This window comes from Stenotrophomonas sp. CCNWLW162 (assembly GCF_037203745.1).
Lineage (GTDB): Bacteria > Pseudomonadota > Gammaproteobacteria > Xanthomonadales > Xanthomonadaceae > Stenotrophomonas > Stenotrophomonas maltophilia_AQ.
In genome coordinates this window covers 17790-35875 of sequence record NZ_JBBCBL010000008.1, presented here as the reverse complement: position 1 = coordinate 35875, position 18086 = coordinate 17790, and the positions used below count along the sequence as shown (strand labels likewise).

Sequence of the window (18086 nt, the reverse complement as noted above, 5' to 3'; positions counted from 1 at the left end):
GCGCGCGGCCAGCGGCAGCTGAACGGGCAGGGCGCGTCTCCGCTGCCCGTTAACGTTTGTCTGCCTATGATGGCCGACCTTCCCTCTGTGCCCGACGCGCCTGCATGCAACGACGCGACTTCATCCGCAATGCCTCCCTCGCCCTGGCTGCATTCGGCCTGCCGTCCCTGCCCGCGTGTGCGGCCAGCAAGAGCGGCCAGATGGGCCTGCGCCGCCTCGGCCAGCCGCAGCCGTTCGACTTCGCCACCCTGAAGGGCCAGGCGCGCGCGCTGGCACAGGCGCCCTACAAGAGCCACAAGCGGGTATTGCCGGGCCGCCTGGAAGGCCTGGACTGGGACCAGTACCAGTCGATCGGCTACCGCCAGGACCACGCACTGTGGGCCGACCAGCCGGGCAAGTTCCAGGCCAAGTTCTTCCATCTGGGCCTGTATTTCCATTCGCCGGTGCGCATGTTCGACGTGGTCGACGGCAAGGCGCAGGAACTGGCCTATGACGGCGCAGCGTTCAACTACGGCAAGAGCGGCATCAAGGACGGCGAGCTGCCGGCCGACCTTGGCTTCGCCGGTTTCCGGCTGAACACCCGCAAGGACACCGACCGCGATTTTGCCGCCTTCCTCGGCGCCAGCTACTTCCGTGCGGTCGGCAATGAAGGCCAGTACGGCCAGTCCGCGCGCGGCCTTGCGATCGACACCGGTATGGGCAAGCCGGAGGAATTTCCGGACTTCATCGCCTATTACCTGGAACAGCCGTCGGCTGATTCGGAGACGATCGTGGTCTACGGCCTGCTGGATTCGCCCAGCGTGGCCGGCGCCTATCGCTTCGCGATCACCAATGGCGACGTGCTGCTGATGGATATCGACAGCGCGCTGTACCCGCGCAAGGCGATCGAGCGGCTGGGCATCGCGCCGTGCACCAGCATGTACCAGGTGGGCGAGAACGATCGCCGCATGGCATGGGACTGGCGCCCGGAGATCCACGACACCGACGGCCTGTCACTGTGGACCGGCGCCGGTGAGTGGATCTGGCGGCCGCTGTTGAACCCGCGCAACCTGCGCTTCAACATGTTCGTGGACCGCAACCCGCGTGGTTTCGGCCTGCTGCAGCGCGACCGCAACTTCGACCACTACCAGGACGACGGCGTGTTCTACGAGAAGCGCCCCTGCCTGTGGGTGGAGCCGAAGGGCGAATGGGGCGAAGGCTCGGTGCAGCTGGTGGAGATTCCCACCGTGGACGAGACCTTCGACAACATCGTGGCGTTCTGGAACCCGAAGGAAAAACCGCAGCCGGGCCAGGAACTGCTGGTCGGGTATCGCCTGTACTGGGGTGCCGAGCCGCCCGCACGGCCGCCGCTGGCGCACTGCGTGGCCAGCCGCACCGGCCTGGGTGGCGTGGTCGGCAAGAAGCGCGAGTACTTCAGCTGGCGCTTCGCGGTGGACTTCGAAGGCGGCGAACTGGCCCGGCTGATCGACAAGGGCGAGGTGGAGGCAGTGGTGGAAGCCAGCCGCGGCCGGGTCGAGATCGTGTCGGCGCGCCCGCTGCGCGAGATCAACGGTTACCGCGCGATGTTCGACCTGGTCCCGCCGGAAGGCAGCACCGAGCAGATCGACATCCGCCTGTTCCTGCGCAGTGGTGGCAAGACGCTGACCGAGACCTGGCTGTACCAGTACACCCCGCCGCCGGCGGGTGCGCCGGAGCGCACGCTGTACTAATAAGAGGGGTGGTGGGTTGCAGGGCTTGCAGCCCTGCACCTGCTTACAAGCCAGATCAACGTCAAAAGCAGGCATTCATGCCGCGGATACTCCCGCCACCGGACCCACCCCGCCTTCGACAGATTTCTGCGATCTGTCGGAACAGCTCGTGGGGTCAGATCCGTTTTCCGAAGGAAAACGGATCTGACCCCACGAGAATTTCATTCGATATCTGACAGATGTGTCGACCAAGGTCGACACCTACCAACAGCCGTGGGGACCTGTCGAAGGCGGGGTACTGTGGGTTTGCGGGGTGTGAGCGGCATGGATGCCGCGACCAAGCCCCCATGGACGGGTTTACGGCGTCCCCGCAAACCCACAGTGCCCCGCCATCCCACGGATAGCCCGCTTTTGCCGTTGCTCTGGCTCCGGCCTCGGCAGGTGCAGGGCGCAGCCCTGCCGAACACCCTTTACAGCGGCAGCGGCGCCTGCGCCGGATCGATCCGGCCTTCGCCGCGTGTGATCTTCTTGAACTCCGCGCGGCTGACCGACACGTAGCGGTCGTTGCCGCCGATCTCCACCTGCGGGCCGTCCTGCACGGCGTGGCCATGCTCGTCCACGCGCACCGTCATCGTCGCCTTCTTGCCGCTGTGGCAGATGGTCTTGATCTCCTGCATTTCGTCGGCCCAGGCCAGCAGGTACTGGCTGCCTTCGAACAGCTCGCCCCGGAAGTCGGTGCGCAGGCCGTAGCACAGCACCGGAATGCGCAGCTGGTCGACGACCTCGCTGAGCTGCCAGACCTGGGCGCGGCTGAGGAACTGCGCTTCGTCCACCAGCACGCAGCCCATCGGCCCGTTCGTCGCCAGGTCCTGCTCGACCCAGCGCTGCAGGTCGGTGTCACGGTCGAAGGCCATGCCGTCCGCACGCAGGCCGATGCGCGAGGCGACCACGCCGGCGCCGGCACGATCGTCCAGGCGCGGGGTCAGGATCGCCACCCGCATGCCGCGCTCGCGGTAGTTGTGTGCGCTCTGCAGCAGGGTGGTGGTCTTGCCGGCGTTCATCGCCGAATAGTAGAAATAGAGCTTGGCCATCGGCCAATTCTAGTCGCCACCCGGCTCCTCGTCGCGCACCTGCCGCAGGGTGCCGATCTCGACGCTGGGTGTCGGCGGAGCGTTCTGCCAGATCTGGTCCTGCAGGCACCAGTAGCTGTCCGGTTCCCAGAAGGTGTCACGGTAGTAATCATCGCCGGTAATCATCCGGTTGGCTTCCGGGCCTTCGCCCAGCTCCATGCGCAGACCGGGGTTGACGAAGCCGGTACGGCTGCCGGTCATGCTGTTGCGCGCGACCCGCAGAACGGTCTCCATGCGTGGCTTGGCCACGGTATCGCCGTACTGCGCGTACAACGCCGGGCCTTCGGCAAGCACCCGCCGGCGCTGTGCAGGATCCAACCGTTGCCAGTAGCGCTCGCGCTCGACCAGCAGGTCGCGGTAGCCGCGTTCGGAGGCCAGGTCCATCCAGATGTAGGCCAGTACCAGGTCGGTCTCGGTGCCGACACCTTCCTGGTACATGCGCGCGACCATCGATTGCGAGAACTTGTCGGCGTACAGGCTCGCGCGCTGGAAGCGCATCAAGGCCTGTGCCGGCTTGCCGCGCCGCCAGGACAGCTGGCCCAGGTCGCGCCAGTAGAGGTCAGGGTGGGCCTGCAGGAAGCCTTCGGTCAGCAGGGCCGACGGGATCGACGCCGTAGGGTCGGGAGCGCAGGGGCTGGCGGTGGCGCAGAAGGGCGCCAGCAGCATCAGCGCGACGGCGCCGATTGCACGTGGGATGAGGGTCATCGTCCGGACCGGGCCAGCTCCTCGTCCTGCCACTGTCGGTAGGCCACTGGATCCCAGTAGCGCGCCAGTTGATGCTTCTCCGGCTGCAGCACGCGTGCCCCGGCATCGCCGCGGCCCTGGCTGCGCATGGCACCGCTCCAGCCGGCGCGGCTGCCGGTTTGTTGCATGCTGCCGGCCCGCAGTTCGCGCTCCAGCCTCGGGCTGGCTGCCGGGTCGCCGAACTCGGTGTACAGCGTGCGACCCTCGCGCACGGCGCGCTCGCGTTCCTCGGGCGTCAACGCCTGCCAGTAGCGCTCGCGCTGCACCACCAGCCATTCGGTGCCGCGCTCGGCGGCCAGGTCCATCCAGGCATAGCCCAGCGCGCGGTCGGCGGGACCCCCCTGGCCGTTCCACAGCATGTCCGCCAGCGCCGCCTGGGAGAGCTTGTCGCCATAGCGCGCGGCATTGCGGAACTGGGTGCGGGCTTCTTCGTCGCGGCCGCGTTCACGGGCATCCATGCCGAGCCCGCGGAAGCGCAGGTCCGGGTGGTAGGTCAGGAATTCGTGCGACTGCAGCACGATCGCTTCATAGGCATCGGCGCGCGGCGCCTGCGCCGACCCGAGGGAGGGTACCGCCAGCAGGCCCAGCAGGGCGGCCGCGAACGGTCGGATGATGACAATCGATGACATGGACCACGCTCCTGTGTTCCGAAGCCGATTCAATACCTTACGGCGCGCTGCGGTGCAAGTCAGGTCGGCCCGTCGCCGCCCCGCTACAATCCCCATCCAATGCACGGTCTCAATCCCCCCCAAGCCGCCGCCGTCCTGCACATCGAAGGTCCGTTGCTGGTGCTCGCCGGCGCGGGCAGCGGCAAGACGCGCGTGATCGTGGAAAAGATCGCCCACCTGATCGGCTGCGGCCGTTATCCCGCCCGGCGCATCGCGGCGATCACCTTCACCAACAAGTCGGCCAAGGAAATGCGCGAGCGCGTGGCCAAGCGACTGCGCGAGCAGGACGCCGACGAGGTGACCATCTGCACCTTCCACGCACTGGGGTTGAAGTTCCTGCAGATCGAGCACGCGGCGGTGGGCCTCAAGCGCGGCTTCTCGATCTTCGATGCCGACGATGCCGCCGCGCAGATCAAGGACCTGATGTACGGGGCCAAGCCCGATGACATCGAGGACATGAAGAACCTGGTGTCGCGCGCGAAGAATGCCGGCCTGTCGCCCGAACAGGCGATGGCGGCCGCTCGCAGCAACCGCGAGAAGGAAGCGGCCAGCGTCTACGAGCGCTACCAGCTGCGCCTGACTGCGTTCAATGCGGTCGACTTCGACGACCTGATCCGTCTGCCGGTACAGGTGCTGGAAGAGAACCCGGACATCGCCGTGGCCTGGCGCGAGCGTATCGGTTACCTGCTGGTGGACGAATGCCAGGACACCAACGATGCGCAGTACCGACTGCTCAAGCAGCTGGCCGGCGACAAGGGCAATTTCACCTGCGTGGGTGATGACGACCAGTCGATCTACGCCTGGCGCGGTGCCAACCCGGAAAACCTGCAGCAGATGGGGCGCGATTACCCTGCGCTGGAAATCATCAAGCTGGAACAGAACTACCGCTGTTCCAACCGCGTGCTGCGCGCGGCCAACGCGCTGATCGCCAACAACCCGCATGAGCACCTGAAGAAGCTGTGGAGCGACCAGGCTGATGGCGAGCGCATCCGCGTATGGGAATGCCGCAACAGCGAACACGAAGCGGAAAAGGTCGCCGCCGAGATCGCCTTCGTGGCGCAGTCGCGCAAGGTGCCGTGGAGCGATTTCTGCATCCTGTTCCGCGGCAACTTCCAGTCGCGTCCGCTGGAAAAGGCCATGCAGCTGCTGCGCATTCCGTACCACCTGACCGGTGGCACCATGTTCCTGGAACGCCAGGAAGTGAAGGACACGCTGGCCTGGCTGCGGTTGCTGGTGAACCCGGACGACGACACCGCGTTCATGCGTGCGGTGCAGTCGCCCAAGCGCGATGTGGGCGCCGGCACGCTGGCCAAGCTGGCCGAATTGGCGCAGGAAAAGGACATGCCGATGGCCCAGGCCGCAGAAGCGATCGGTGCCCTGCAGCAGCTGCCGCCGCGCGCGGCCAACAGCCTGGCGCGCTTCACCGACATCCTGCGTGACCTGCGTGCGCAGACCCGCCAGATCAGCTCCGGCGACATGATCCGCAAGGTGGCCAAGGAGTCAGGCCTGCTCAGCGAGCTGCGCCAGCAGGCCAAGGAAGAGGCCAGCTACCAGCGCCGTGCCAACAACATCGAGGAACTGGCGCAGTGGTTCGAGGGCGGCCCGCGCGGCGCCACTGCCGCCGACCTTGCCGGCCAGCTGGCACTGCTGTCGCGCAGTGACAAGGACGAGGGCGGCAACCAGGTGCGGATGATGACCATGCACGCCTCCAAGGGCCTGGAGTTCCCGTATGTGTTCATCGTCGGTTGCGAGGACGGCGTGCTGCCGCACCAGGTGAGCCTGGACGAGGGCAACCTGCAGGAAGAACGTCGCTTGCTGTACGTGGGCATCACCCGCGCCAAGATCCAGTTGTGGATGAGCTACAGCAAGTTGACCCGCAAGTTCGGCGAGCACGTGCGGCTTAAGCCGAGCCGGTTCTTCGAGGAAATTCCGGCCGAGGAGATCCAGCGTGATGGCGCTGACCCGGTGGCGGATGCGGCGCGCAAGAAGGAGCGGGCGAGTGCCGGGTTGGCGGCGATCGAGGCGCTGTTCGACTAAGGCGCTCCAACGGCGCCGCCCCTCCGTGGTGGAGCGCGCGTTGGCTACGCGGTGTGGCTGGTCGGGGTGGGTTCGCGGGGGACGCCGTGAACCCGTCCCTGGCGGCTTAGCCGCGCCATCCATGGCGCGGATACCCCCGCGAACCCACCCCGACCGGCCTCTGACAGATTCCGGGCGCGTCCTGCCACGGCAATGCAAAGAAAATCAAAAGCAACAGCCGCGCGTTGAGGCAGAATCGGGGTTTCTGCTGGAGGTCTGCGCGTGCATCCCATTGAAAGCGAACGCCTGCGCCTGCGGGCCATTGAACCCGACCGCGATGCGGCGCCGATGCTGGCGCTGCTCAACGATCCGGGCTTCGTGCGCTTCATCGGTGACCGCAACGTGCGCAGCGAGGAGCAGGCGCGTGAGTACATCGCACTGCGGGTGCTGCACAGCTACGCGTTGAATGGGTTCGGCATGTATGCGATCGAGCGTTTGGCCGATGGCGCGTGGCTGGGCAATGCCGGGCTGGTGCGGCGTGATGGCCTGCCGGGGCCGGATATTGGTTATGCGGTGCTGTCCGAATTCGCCGGGCAGGGCTATGCCGGTGAGGCGGCGCGGGCGGTGTTCACGCATGCGCGCGCTGAGTTGGACCTGCAGGATCTGTACGGCATCACCGACCTGGACAACGTGGTTTCCGGGAAGATCCTGCTGGGGCTGGGCATGCAGGAGCGCGGTGTGGTCCAGTTGCCGGGTGTCGACTCGCCCAGTCGGTTGTATGCCACGCCGGGTGCGGCGCTGGTCGGGTAGTGCCGGCCGCTGGCCGGCAACCCGGTGGATCATGGATGCCGGCCAGCGGCCGGCACTACCTGATGCGCACGGGGTCGGAGCCCGCCTCGCGGGATCCGACCCCGATGGACTGTTTCAGCCGCGCAGTTCGGCCAGCTGCGCCTGCAGTTCGGCCACCGCCGCTTCCAGCTGGGCCACGCGCTCGGCCAGGCCGGGATCGGCTGCTTCGCTGCCACCGCCGCTGCTGGCGTACTTCGCCGCCAATGCAGCGCCATCCACCTCACCGCACAGCAGGTGCATGTAGCGGTCCTCACGCTGGCCGCTGGCGCGCGGCAGCACCACCAGCAGGGCGCGCTGCTGCAGGCGCTCGATGGCGTGGCGGGCTTCGTCGGCGTCGGCGAAGCGGTGCAGGCGTTCGCTGCGCGTGACCAGCTCGCCCAGGGTCTGCGGCCCGCGCAGCAGCAGCTGCGCCAGCAGCACGGTCTGCTGCCGGGTCAGGTCCAGCGCGGCCTGCAGGCGGTGTTCGTAGCGATCGGCGCGCGAGGAGAAGTGCTGGCGGGCCAGGCCCAGGGTCTCCAGCTGGCGCAGCGCATGCTGCACGCTACCGGCATCGACGTTCATCACCGGCTCGCGGGCGGTCTTCTGGTTGGCGGCCGACTGCGCGGCGTTGACCGTCAGCGGATAGGTGTCCGGGGTGGTCGCTTCCTTCTCCACCAGGCAGCCCAGCAGGCGGGCCTGCACGGCGTCGAGCAGGGGAACGTCGGGGGTCGGGGTGGAATCGGTCATGGCGGCCTTCGCAGGGACAACGGGTCAACCATCAAGCATAGCCGTCCCGGGGCCGCCTTTGCCGGTAAAATGGGCCGGTATATCTGATTGCCGGTGATCTTCATGCGTCGTCCCGTTTCCCTGTCCCTGACCCTGCTCGCCACCGCGGCGCTGGGCTTGTCCGCCTGCAAGCGCGTGGACGCGCCTGCCGCCGACGCCGCTGCGCCGGAGGCTCCGGCCGCCGCTGCCAAGGCTGAAGGCACGCCCGATCTGACCGCCAACGACAACCTCAACGCGGTGCTGTGGATGCAGCGCGCGCAGGAGTACAAGGCGATCACCGAGCAGACCTACCGTGCTGCCGCCGATCACCTCGATGTGGCGCTGAAGGAAGCCCATTGGGACGCGCTGGTGCCGGAAGAACGCGGCAACGAGGCCAAGGGCCTGAAGCCGGCGGTGGTGCTGGACGTGGACGAGACCGTGCTGGACAACTCGCCCTACCAGGCGCGCCTGGTCCGCGACGGCAAGGAATACGATGAAATGACCTGGGACCAGTGGGTGGCCGAAAAGAAGGCCAAGGCGATCCCGGGCGTGGTCGATTTCGCCAAGGCCGCCAATGCCAAGGGCGTGACCCTGCTGTACATCTCCAACCGCGCCGTGCACCTGAAGGACGCGACCCTGGCCAACCTGCGCGAGCAGGGCCTGCCGGTGGCCGACGACAGCGTGTTCCTCGGCCTGGGCACCGTGGTTGAAGGCTGCGAGCAGGCCGGCAGCGAGAAGAACTGCCGCCGCCGCCTGGCCGGGCAGAAGTACCGCGTGCTGATGCAGTTCGGCGACCAGCTGGGTGACTTCGTCGAAGTGACCGCCAACACCAACGACGGCCGCGACGCGCTGCTGCAGCAGTACCACGACTGGTTCGGCGAGCGCTGGTGGATGCTGCCGAACCCGACCTACGGCGGCTTCGAACCGGCGCAGTTCAACAATGACTACAGCCAGTCGCGCCAGGCCCGCCACGACGCAAAGCGCGCTGCCCTGGACTATGCACCGTGAGCCGCGCGCCGCTGCCGCTGCGCGATGAAGAGCGCCTGATCTTCGCGCTGGACGTGCCTGACCGCGTGCAGGCGCTGGACTGGGTCGAGCGCCTCGGCGACAGCGTGGCGTTCTACAAGATCGGCATGGAACTGCTGGCCTCCGGCGAGTACTTCCAGGTGCTGGACGAGCTGGCTCGCCGTAACAAGCGCGTGTTCGTCGACCTGAAGTTCTTCGACATCCCGGCCACTGCCGCTGCGGTGATCAAGCGCCTGTCGCAGTGGCCGGTCAGCTACGCCACCATCCATGGCTGGCACCCGGCGATGATGGAAGCCTGCGCGGCCGCCAACAGCAGCGACATGCGCCTGCTGGCGGTGACCGTGCTGACCTCGATGGGGCGCCCGGACCTGGCGCAGATGGGTATCGACCGCGAGCCGGTGGACGTCGTTGTCGAACGCGCGCTGGCCGCCCAGACCGCCGGTATTGATGGCGTAATCGCCTCGGGTCAGGAGGCTGGCCCGATCCGCGCCGCCACCGGCGCCGGGTTCTCGATCGTCTGCCCGGGCATCCGCCCCGGTGGCCCGGTCGGCGATGACCAGAAGCGCACGGTCGGCGTGGCCCAGGCCTTCGCCGATGGCGCCGACGCCATCGTGGTCGGCCGCCCGATCCGTCTGGCCGCCGATCCGCAGGCCGCAGCGCGGGCGATCCAGCAGGAAATCGCGTCGGCACTGGCAGCGCGCTGAGGCTGTCGCCGATCTTGCTCCACGCAGGTGTTGTGCCCGAATCGGCAGGAATCGCGCCGGAGAAGTCCTCCGGTCTCGCCTATGGCTCTAGATTTTTAAATAAATCAACAAGTTGAATGGCATTACATCATGTGTTGCCTTAACTTGCGGGGCAGCGTAGGATCGCCGCCATCCGGTCCTCGGACCGGACATGTGCCACAACACTGTCCACCGGCCTCGCGCCGGCTTGAAGAGCCTGTGATCCTCGTGATCCGGGCTCTTTTTTTTCGCGCGGGGTCAGAGCCTCCTGCCGCTGGCAGCGGGATCTGACCCCTCTGCTGACGGAACCGTGACCGGGCGGCTTGCCGCTGTCACGTCGCAGGCCGCAAGATGCGGACCGGTCCGGGGAGTCCGATTGCATGAGCGTGGCGGTGCGAGGAAGGTCTGCGCGTGGATGGGGGCTGGCAGCCATGCTGCTGCTGGCCGTGGCCGCGTGCCGCGAATCGGCCGACGATCCGGCCAAGCCCGCGGCCGAACCCGTGGCGGCGGTACAGGCGATGGCCCTGCGCCTGGCCGAGGACGATCTGATCGGCTACGCGAAGCTGTCGGTTCCACCCAGCCAGTACCAGCGCCTGCAGCAGGCCTGGGCCGACGGCCACAGCCAATGGCCGCTGACCGAGCTGCCGTTGGGCGACCAGCTGCTGCCGATGCTGGCCGCACTGCGCAAGCCCAACGCCAGTACCGAACTGCAGCGCAGCTTCGACCGCCAGCTGGCAGGCCAGGCCAGCGCGGTACGCCAAGCGGCGCAGTCGATGGGCAATTTCGGCGTGCAGTACCTGCGCCACCAGAAGGGCTACACGCCTGGCCAGCAGGCCCATTACGTCGCTCTGGTGCAAACCCTCGCCGAGTGGGCGCAGGGAGCACCCATCAGCGACCGCGCCCGTGCGCGCAACACCATCGCCGCGCTGGTCGGTGCGGCGGGCAAGGTCGGTTTCGACGATGAGGCCGGCCTGCAGGCCGCGGGCATGGAAGGCAGCCTGCAGCAGCTGGCACCGTTCATCCACACGCTCAAGGCCGTGCTTGGCAGTTACGGGCTGGGTGTGGACGAAGCGCTGCGCAGTGTGCGTGGCGAACTGCTGTCGGTGGAGGGCGACAACGCGCTGGTGCGCCTGCGCTACGACCTGGCCGGCCGCGAGATGACCCTGCAGCTGCCGCTGAGCCGGCGCGAGGGCCACTGGTACCTGACCCGCACCCTGGCCGATACCGATGCCCTGCTGCGCCAGGCCGATGCTGCCCGGGCACCGGCGGCTCCAACGCCTGCCGACGCCCCCATCGAGGGTGGGGAAGCGGCAACGCCGCCGCCTAAGCCATAATGGCGCCGATGTCGAAACAGAACCCGCTGCCGTTCCCCGGCGAAGAATCCCAGTCGACGCCCGCCGATACGGCGCCGGCGTCCCCCTCGACCGGTACCGGCCCGAATCCGGTACCGCCGTCGGCGCATGCGCGGCCGGCCGGCCGTCGGCCGCTGTGGGCGCGCCTGCTCGGCCGCCTGGTCGAGCCGTGGCTGTCGCTGAAGATCGAGCCGGAAGACCCGGGCCAGTACAACGATGGCCGCCCGGTGATGTACGTGCTGGAAGACTACGGCCTGTCCAATGCGCTGATCCTGGACAAGGCCTGCCGCCAGGCCGGACTGCCGTCGCCACTGGTGCCGCTGGCCGGTGACCCGACCGGGCGCAAGCGCGCCTACCTGGCGCTGTCGCGGCGCAGTTCCAGCAACTCGCTGATCCCCGAGCAGCGCGGCGCCAAGACCCACTCCGATTCGCTGGCCAAGGTCCTGCAGGCACATCGCGTGCGCGATGACCTGGACGTGCACCTGGTGCCGGTGTCGATCTTCGTCGGCCGCGCGCCGGACAAGCAGAGCGGCTGGTTCGCCGTGCTGTTCTCGGAAAACTGGGCGCTGGTGGGTCGCTTCCGCCGCCTGCTGGCGGTGCTGCTCAACGGCCGCAGCACCATCGTCCGCTTCGCCCCGCCGATCTCGCTGCGCAGCACCGTGGACGAAGGCCTGGAGCCGGAGCGTACGGTGCGCAAGCTGCAGCGCGTGCTGCGTACCCATTTCCGACGCATCCGTGAATCGGTGATCGGCCCCGACCTGTCTACCCGGCGCCTGCTGGTGGACCAGGTGCTGGCCGCCGAACCGGTGCGCGAAGCGATCGCCGCGCAGGCCAAGCGCGACAATTCGAAGCCGGCCGATGCCTGGAAGAAGGCGCATGCCTATGCCTGGGAAATCGCCGCGGACTATTCCAGCCCGGTAGTGCGCTCGGCCAGCTTCATGCTCAGCCATGTGTGGAACCGCATCTATGCGGGCGTGCTGGTGCACCACCTGGACAAGTTCAAGGCCGCCGCGCCGGGCCACGAAGTGGTCTACGTGCCCAGCCACCGCAGCCACATGGACTACCTGCTGCTGTCCTACCTGTTGTACGACCGTGGCATCGTGCCGCCGCACATCGTGGCCGGCATCAACCTGAACCTGCCGGTGGTCGGCACCCTGCTGCGCAAGGGCGGCGCGTTCTTCATCCGTCGCTCGATCCGCGGCAACGCGCTGTACTCGGCGGTGCTCAGCGAGTACGTCGCACAGCTGGTGGCCGGCGGCTACTCGCTGGAGTATTTCGTCGAGGGCGGCCGTTCGCGTACCGGCCGCCTGCTGCAGCCCAAGGGCGGCATGATCTCGATGACGCTGCGCGCGTTCCTGCGCCAGCCGCGCAAGCCGGTGCTGTTCCAGCCCATCTACATCGGCTATGAGAAGTTGATGGAAGGCGGCAGCTACCTGGATGAACTGTCCGGGCGGCCGAAGGAAAAGGAATCGATCTGGTCGCTGCTGTGGGGCATCCCCAAGGTGCTCAAGCAGAACTACGGCCAGGTGGTGGTGAACTTCGGCGAGCCGATCGCGCTGAACGACGTGCTGGCCGAGAAGGCCCCGGAGTGGGGCGGCGAAGCGGTGTCCGAGGATGAGAAGCCGTCCTGGCTGTCGACCACCGTCGATACGCTGGCCGAGCGCATCCAGGTACGCATCAACGGTGCCGCCGACGTCAATCCGATCAACCTGCTGGCGCTGGCCCTGCTGTCCACGCCGAAGCACGCGATGGGCGAGGCCGACCTGATCGCGCAGATCGAGCTGTGCAAGACCCTGCTGGTCGAGATGCCGTATTCGGACCGGGTGACGGTGACCCCGCACTCGCCCGAGCGGATCATCGCCCACGCCGAGGAAATCAACGTCCTCACCCGCATCAAGCACCCGCTGGGCGACGTGCTCAGCGTCAGCGGCGACACCGCGGTGCTGCTGAGCTACTTCCGCAACAACGTGGTGCACCTGTTCACCGCCTCGTCGTGGGTGGCCTGCTGCTTCCAGAACAACCGCCGCATGAGCCGCACCGGCCTGGTCCAGCTGGGCCGCACGGTGTACCCGTTCCTGCAGGCCGAACTGTTCCTGCCGTGGACCGAGGACGAGTTCGCCCAGCGCATCGACCAGACCATCGACGTGTTCGTGCGCGAAGGGTTGCTGCAGAACGTCAACGAGGACGACGGCGGCATCCTTGCCCGCAACACCGGGCAGACCGATGAAGTGTTCCGCCTGCGGGCCATCGGCCACTCGCTGCAGCAGGCCTTCGAGCGCTATTACATCGCCATCTCGGTGCTGGTGAAGAACGGCCCGGGCGTGCTCGGCGCGGCCGAGCTGGAAAGCCTGTGCCAGCAGGCCGCGCAGCGGCTGAGCCTGCTCTATGCACCGGCGGCACCGGAGTTCTTCGACAAGTCCCTGTTCCGTGGTTTCATCCAGAAGCTGCGCGAGCTGCGCCTGGTGTGGCCGGACGAGAACAGCAAGCTGCTGTTCGACGAACGCCTGGACGCCTGGGCCAAGGATGCCAAGTTCATCCTCGGCCGCGAATTGCGCCACACCATCGAACGGGTCAGCCCGGAAGCGGCACGCCCGGACGAGCCTGCGCCGCAGGATTGAGGCTGGCGCTGGGACATGCGGTGGGTGTGGACCTTGGTCCACACACCTTCCAGCCGTGCCAACCAAGGTTGGCACCTACCAGAGCAGGAGGCCAACCAAGGTTGGCAGCTACCGCAAGCAAAGGTACCAACCAGGATTGGCACCCACCAGGGCCGTCTTTAGGCCGGTTCGTCGGGAATCTGCAGGCTTTCCAGCTTGGCGATGCAGTCCTTCAGCTGCAGCTTCCGCCGCTTCAGCCGCTTGGATTCCAGCTCGTCCTCGCCGTTGGCGGCCATGCGGGTGATCTGTTCATCCAGCAAGCGGTGCTCGGCGCGCAGGGCGGCGAGGTGTTCGACGATCTCGGCGGGGCTGTAGGTGTCCACAGCCTCCGAGCATACACAGCGATGATGACTGCCGGGAGAGGGGAATCCCGACACGGGGTCCAGGCTGCCGCAAGCCGTTAGAATGGGCCGATGACCGCCGTGATTTCCCTTCCCGATCCCCCGCAGCGCGCTTCGCGCGATCCGCGCGTGGCCGGGCCCGGGGCGGACAAGCTGGGCAAGCGCCTGCGCCGCCAGGTCGGCCAGGCCATCGCCGACTTCGGCATGATCGAAGCGGGCGACAAGGTCATGGTCTGCCTGTCCGGCGGCAAGGACAGCTACACCCTGCTGGACATGCTGCTGCAGCTGCAGAAAAAGGCGCCGGTGCCGTTCGAACTGGTCGCGGTGAACCTGGACCAGAAACAGCCCGGCTTCCCCGAGCATGTCCTGCCGGAGTACCTGGCCGCGCTGGGCGTGCCGTACCAGATCATCGAGCAGGATACCTACTCGGTCGTCAGCCGGGTCATCCCGGAAGGCCGGACGATGTGTTCGCTGTGCTCGCGCCTGCGCCGCGGTGCGCTGTACAACCACGCCAAGGCACATGGCTTCACCCGGATCGCGCTGGGCCATCATTGCGACGACATGGTGGCTACGTTGTTCATGAACCTGTTCCACCATGCCAAGCTGGCGGCCATGCCACCGAAGCTGCTCAGCGACGATGGCCAGCACGTGGTGATCCGCCCGTTGGCGTACGTGCGCGAGCGCGACATCGCCGAGTATGCGCAGGCCCGCCGTTTCCCGATCATTCCCTGCACTCTGTGTGGCAGCCAGGAAAACCTGCAGCGTCGGCAGGTCGGCCTGATGCTCAAGCAGTGGGACCAGGACCATCCGGGCCGCATCGAACAGATCGCACGCGCCATGGCCGATGTGCGGCCAGCGCAACTGGCCGATGCCATCCTGTTCGATTTCAGGGCCCTGGGCCACAGCGGGCGTGCGGCGCATGCCGATGCCTGGCTGGCCGACGCAGTCCCCGAGACGCCTGCCGTTTAAGGTCAGGCGCCCTTCTCCTTCAGACACCGGAATTCCATGTTCTTTCGCAACCTGACGTTCTTCCGCTTCCCGACCACCACCGATTTTTCCGAAGTCGACACGCTGCTGCCGCATGCCCTGTTGAAGCCGGTCGGCGCACTGGAAATGAATTCGCGCGGCTTCATCTCGCCGTTCGGCCGCGAGGAGAAGGAACTGCTCTCCCACCGCATCGCCGAGCACCTGTGGCTGACCGTGGGCGGCGAAGACAAGATCCTGCCGGCAGCGGTGGTCAACGATCTGCTCGAGCGCAAGCTGGAGGAGATCGAGGAGAAGGAAGGCCGCCGCCCCGGTGGCCGCGAGCGCAAGCGCATGAAGGACGACCTGCTGCATGAACTGCTGCCGCGCGCCTTCGTGAAGTCCTCGCGCAACGACGCCTTCATCGACCTGCAGCACGGCTACGTCGCGGTGGATACCTCCAGCCGGAAGACCGGCGAGTACTTCATGTCCGACATCCGTGGCCTGCTCGGCAGCTTCCCGGCGATGCCGCTGAACGCCGAAGTCGCGCCGCGCTCGATCCTGACCGGCTGGATCGCCGGCGAGCCGCTGCCGACCGGGCTGAGCCTGGGCGAAGAGTGCGAGATGAAGGACCCGGTGGAAGGTGGTGCAGTGGTCAAGTGCCAGCACCAGGAACTGCGCTGCGACGAGATCGACAAGCATCTTGACGCCGGCAAGCAGGTGACCAAGCTGGCGCTGATCTTCGAAGACAACCTGTCCTTCGTCATCGGCGACGACCTGATCGTACGCAAGCTGAAGTTCCTCGACGGCGCGCTGGACCAGCTGGAGCATGCCGACGAAGACGGCCGACGCGCCGAGTTTGATGCCCGCTTCGCCCTGCAGAGTGCCGAGATCCGCCGCCTGTTCCTGTTGCTGGAAGAAGCCTTCAAGCTCAGCAAGGCTGACTGAACAGGCAGCCCGACGGCCGCCGGTCATCCGGCGGCCCGAAGCGGCGCTATGCTGGGTACATGAGCCGTCTGCTGCGCCGCCTGATCAGCCCGACCCCGCCCGCCACCGTCCAGCGCGACACCGTTCGCCTGCGCCTGGAGGATGCCGAGATCGAGGTGCTGCGCGTGCGTGATCCGCGTGCGCGCCGCATCAAGCTGAGCGTGGACGAGCGCGGCGCACGCTTGACCCTGCCGCCGCGTGCAAGCCTGGTGATGGGCGAACGCTTCCTGGAACAGCACCGTGACTGGTTGGCACTGCAGCTACGCCAGTACCAGGGCCAGGAACTGCCAGCACCCCTGCAGCCGGGCGAAGCCGGCGTGCTGCCACTGCGCGGTGAACTGCTGCCACTGCGCTGGCAGGAAGGCCGTTACGCGCGCCTGGAGATCGACGACCACGGTGCCTGCGTGCAATGGCCGACCCGTGCCGGTGATGCCACACTGCGCCGCCTGCTGCGCGAGTTCTACGAAGCGCAGACCCGCGCCGACGTCGGCCGCTGGCTGCCGAAGTACCTGCCGGGCCTGCCGCGTGCACCCAGCCGTCTGCGCCTGAAGGTGATGTCTTCGCAATGGGGCTCGCTGGCACCCGATGGCAGCATGGCGCTGGACCTGGCCCTGGTGCTCGGTCGACCGGAAGCGTTCGAATATGTGCTGGTGCACGAACTCTGCCACCTGATCCAGGCCAACCACTCGCCCGCGTTCTGGCACGAAGTGGAACAACGCTTCCCCGCCTGGCGCGAACAGCGCGACTACTTCCAGCTGGAAGGGCGCCGCTTGAAAGCCATGCTTCGCCAGCTTCTGTAACTGTAGAGCCGAGCCCACGCTCGGCTGCCGTTGAATGCAAGCGAGCATGGGCCAGGAGCGCGCGCAGCGCGCGACCCGCTCCTGCTCTTCCTTCCTTCTTCCGTGGCTGAGCACGCACGGAAACTGTCTGAGGCCGGGCGGGTGAGCCATGCAGGGGCGTTGGCGCCATGGATGGCGCCATCGAGCTTACAGGGGTGAAGGCGCTTTGCTTGCGAAGCACTGCTTCGCAAGCGCCTGAACGCACAGCCGCCAGCGGCTGGGCCGGGCCCCGGAGGGGGACTTGCAGCGACCCCTGCGCAATTCACCCCGCCCGGCCAAGCACGGCTTTGCCTTCAGATGTCACCCACCAAGAGGGGCTCAGCCGTTGGCCGAAACCCTCACCCCGCCCGCAGCGCCGCCGCCGTCGCCCAACGCGCCGCCACCCGTGGCGCCGTAATGCACACCGCCTGGTCGGTCACCGTCGTCACCGCACGCTCCAGCAGCTGGATATCCGCCTCATGCTGGCGCGCCACATGCGGATCCTCGAAGAAGATCGCGCGTTGGCAGCGGCCTTCCAGCACCCGGTCAGCAATCTGCGCATCCCCGCCCATCGGGCCACTCTGGTAGCGCGTCACCCACGGCGTATCGCTGGGCCAACCGCGGCTCCAGGCCAGCTCGTTCAAGCGCTGGCCGGTGGTGCCGGTTGCCACGCGTTCGCCGAACCGGGCCAGCACATCGAAGTGCTCATCGGCGAAGGCCAGCATCGCCGGCTTCATCGCATCGTGCGCGATCAGCGCCAGTGTCTGGTCTTCGAACGCATGCAGATCGTCGGCGCCGGCATCGGCCGCCAGCCCGGCGTGGATGCGTTCGACCTCGACCCAGTCGCGCGCCGTCGCCACCGTCGAAATGAACGGCTTGCCGTGGATCACGCACTGCCGTTTCAATGCCGTGGCTTCCGGAAACACCGAGGACGGATCGACCGGATCAATCAGATAGATCGCACCATCCAGTGTCCGATCCGGCCCCATGCCGACCACCTCGGCGACCAGCTTCATCAACCCGCCTTCGCGGCCATAGGGATAACGGTGCAGGCCGCCGTATCCGGCCAGGAAGCCGTGCCGTTCGATCGCATCATGGGTACGCCCGACCGCGTGCAGCGATACACCGAGTTCGCGCAGGCCAGCCTCACTGGCACGCAGCCAACGAAACAGGGCGGCGCGCACGTCGTGGTGGTGGAGACGGTTGGCAGCCAGGCCGATACGCATCAAGAGCTCCGCAGGTACGGGTGAAGGCGGCAGTGTATGTCGCCATTAGCGCTTCCGGATGCTTTTGCAACTTTCTTCATTGCCGCCCGTCCGCAGGTCGATAGCGTGTCACGCAGCGGTACCGCTGCGCGGCCGTTGTTTCCGCCTGCGAAATG

The 18086-nt window shown here is 67.2% G+C and carries 16 protein-coding genes; 10 read left to right on the top strand and 6 right to left on the bottom strand.

Features of this window, described 5'->3' with window-relative positions; genetic code table 11:
* The first annotated feature begins 104 nt into the window (after window positions 1–104).
* Window positions 105–1709, top strand: coding sequence for an OpgD/OpgG family glucan biosynthesis protein (locus tag V9K93_RS18115; RefSeq protein WP_337302973.1), 1605 nt, complete (start codon window positions 105–107; stop codon window positions 1707–1709).
* A gap of 449 nt (window positions 1710–2158) precedes the next feature.
* On the opposite strand, the gene V9K93_RS18110 is transcribed toward V9K93_RS18115, so the two are convergent.
* Genes V9K93_RS18110 through V9K93_RS18100 form a run of 3 tightly spaced genes read right to left on the bottom strand, consistent with a single transcriptional unit; the run spans window position 2159 to window position 4191 of the window.
* Window positions 2159–2779, bottom strand: a complete 621-nt coding sequence (locus V9K93_RS18110; RefSeq protein WP_046984694.1) for a thymidine kinase — start codon at window positions 2777–2779, stop codon at window positions 2159–2161.
* A gap of 9 nt (window positions 2780–2788) precedes the next feature.
* Complete coding sequence (locus V9K93_RS18105; RefSeq protein WP_337302972.1) at window positions 2789–3523, bottom strand: SEL1-like repeat protein; 735 nt, start codon at window positions 3521–3523, stop codon at window positions 2789–2791.
* Window positions 3520–4191, bottom strand: a complete 672-nt coding sequence (locus V9K93_RS18100; protein ID WP_046984695.1) for an SEL1-like repeat protein — start codon at window positions 4189–4191, stop codon at window positions 3520–3522. The genes V9K93_RS18105 and V9K93_RS18100 overlap by 4 nt, the downstream gene beginning before the upstream one ends.
* Window positions 4192–4290: 99 nt before the next feature.
* Between V9K93_RS18100 and V9K93_RS18095 the strand changes: the two genes are divergently transcribed.
* Both V9K93_RS18095 and V9K93_RS18090 read left to right on the top strand, forming a co-directional pair.
* Window positions 4291–6267 (top strand): UvrD-helicase domain-containing protein, encoded by a 1977-nt coding sequence (locus V9K93_RS18095; protein WP_012509630.1) that lies wholly within the window; start codon window positions 4291–4293, stop codon window positions 6265–6267.
* Window positions 6268–6528: 261 nt separating this feature from the next.
* Complete coding sequence (locus V9K93_RS18090) at window positions 6529–7056, top strand: GNAT family N-acetyltransferase (protein ID WP_136638441.1); 528 nt, start codon at window positions 6529–6531, stop codon at window positions 7054–7056.
* Window positions 7057–7170: 114 nt separating this feature from the next.
* Here V9K93_RS18090 and V9K93_RS18085 read toward each other — a convergent pair whose 3' ends face one another.
* On the bottom strand, window positions 7171–7821 hold the full coding sequence (locus V9K93_RS18085) for a YceH family protein (RefSeq protein WP_046984700.1): 651 nt from the start codon (window positions 7819–7821) through the stop codon (window positions 7171–7173).
* 102 nt (window positions 7822–7923) lie between these two features.
* Between V9K93_RS18085 and V9K93_RS18080 the strand changes: the two genes are divergently transcribed.
* From V9K93_RS18080 to plsB, 4 genes are all read left to right on the top strand, one after another.
* A complete protein-coding gene (locus V9K93_RS18080; protein WP_046984708.1) occupies window positions 7924–8847 on the top strand; it encodes a 5'-nucleotidase, lipoprotein e(P4) family in 924 nt (307 codons plus the stop codon).
* On the top strand, window positions 8844–9569 hold the full coding sequence (gene pyrF / locus V9K93_RS18075) for an orotidine-5'-phosphate decarboxylase (protein WP_046984701.1): 726 nt from the start codon (window positions 8844–8846) through the stop codon (window positions 9567–9569). The genes V9K93_RS18080 and pyrF overlap by 4 nt, the downstream gene beginning before the upstream one ends.
* A 398-nt stretch (window positions 9570–9967) precedes the next feature.
* On the top strand, window positions 9968–10921 hold the full coding sequence (locus tag V9K93_RS18070) for a hypothetical protein (protein ID WP_337302971.1): 954 nt from the start codon (window positions 9968–9970) through the stop codon (window positions 10919–10921).
* Window positions 10921–13557, top strand: a complete 2637-nt coding sequence (gene plsB / locus V9K93_RS18065) for a glycerol-3-phosphate 1-O-acyltransferase PlsB (RefSeq protein ID WP_046984703.1) — start codon at window positions 10921–10923, stop codon at window positions 13555–13557. The genes V9K93_RS18070 and plsB overlap by 1 nt, the downstream gene beginning before the upstream one ends.
* A 158-nt stretch (window positions 13558–13715) precedes the next feature.
* Here plsB and V9K93_RS18060 read toward each other — a convergent pair whose 3' ends face one another.
* Entirely contained in the window at window positions 13716–13919 is a 204-nt protein-coding gene (locus tag V9K93_RS18060) for a YdcH family protein (RefSeq protein WP_012509637.1), read from the bottom strand.
* Window positions 13920–14009: 90 nt separating this feature from the next.
* On the opposite strand from V9K93_RS18060, the gene ttcA reads away from it, so the two are divergent.
* The 3 genes from ttcA to V9K93_RS18045 are packed head-to-tail and all read left to right on the top strand — an operon-like array spanning window position 14010 to window position 16687.
* Window positions 14010–14906: a tRNA 2-thiocytidine(32) synthetase TtcA gene (ttcA, locus tag V9K93_RS18055; protein ID WP_337302970.1), complete on the top strand. Its 897-nt coding sequence runs from the start codon at window positions 14010–14012 to the stop codon at window positions 14904–14906.
* A gap of 36 nt (window positions 14907–14942) precedes the next feature.
* Window positions 14943–15848 (top strand): recombination-associated protein RdgC, encoded by a 906-nt coding sequence (locus V9K93_RS18050; RefSeq protein ID WP_005411825.1) that lies wholly within the window; start codon window positions 14943–14945, stop codon window positions 15846–15848.
* A 59-nt stretch (window positions 15849–15907) separates the two neighbouring features.
* Window positions 15908–16687, top strand: coding sequence for a M48 family metallopeptidase (locus V9K93_RS18045; protein WP_046984705.1), 780 nt, complete (start codon window positions 15908–15910; stop codon window positions 16685–16687).
* Between the two features lie 377 nt (window positions 16688–17064).
* On the opposite strand, the gene V9K93_RS18040 is transcribed toward V9K93_RS18045, so the two are convergent.
* A complete protein-coding gene (locus V9K93_RS18040; protein WP_253079662.1) occupies window positions 17065–17931 on the bottom strand; it encodes a methylglyoxal synthase in 867 nt (288 codons plus the stop codon).
* Window positions 17932–18086 lie beyond the last annotated feature (155 nt).

Bases quoted from the DNA above. Each gene is read 5' to 3' on its own strand.
- ttcA (WP_337302970.1), top strand. From the start codon at position 14,010: ATGACCGCCGTGATTTCCCTTCCCGATCCCCCGCAGCGCGCTTCGCGC.
- V9K93_RS18110 (WP_046984694.1), bottom strand. From the start codon at position 2,779: ATGGCCAAGCTCTATTTCTACTATTCGGCGATGAACGCCGGCAAGACC.
- V9K93_RS18105 (WP_337302972.1), bottom strand. From the start codon at position 3,523: ATGACCCTCATCCCACGTGCAATCGGCGCCGTCGCGCTGATGCTGCTG.
- V9K93_RS18100 (WP_046984695.1), bottom strand. From the start codon at position 4,191: ATGTCATCGATTGTCATCATCCGACCGTTCGCGGCCGCCCTGCTGGGC.
- plsB (WP_046984703.1), top strand. From the start codon at position 10,921: ATGGCGCCGATGTCGAAACAGAACCCGCTGCCGTTCCCCGGCGAAGAA.
- V9K93_RS18050 (WP_005411825.1), top strand. From the start codon at position 14,943: ATGTTCTTTCGCAACCTGACGTTCTTCCGCTTCCCGACCACCACCGAT.
- V9K93_RS18080 (WP_046984708.1), top strand. From the start codon at position 7,924: ATGCGTCGTCCCGTTTCCCTGTCCCTGACCCTGCTCGCCACCGCGGCG.
- V9K93_RS18040 (WP_253079662.1), bottom strand. From the start codon at position 17,931: ATGCGTATCGGCCTGGCTGCCAACCGTCTCCACCACCACGACGTGCGC.
- V9K93_RS18115 (WP_337302973.1), top strand. From the start codon at position 105: ATGCAACGACGCGACTTCATCCGCAATGCCTCCCTCGCCCTGGCTGCA.
- V9K93_RS18070 (WP_337302971.1), top strand. From the start codon at position 9,968: ATGAGCGTGGCGGTGCGAGGAAGGTCTGCGCGTGGATGGGGGCTGGCA.
- V9K93_RS18095 (WP_012509630.1), top strand. From the start codon at position 4,291: ATGCACGGTCTCAATCCCCCCCAAGCCGCCGCCGTCCTGCACATCGAA.
- V9K93_RS18085 (WP_046984700.1), bottom strand. From the start codon at position 7,821: ATGACCGATTCCACCCCGACCCCCGACGTTCCCCTGCTCGACGCCGTG.
- V9K93_RS18045 (WP_046984705.1), top strand. From the start codon at position 15,908: ATGAGCCGTCTGCTGCGCCGCCTGATCAGCCCGACCCCGCCCGCCACC.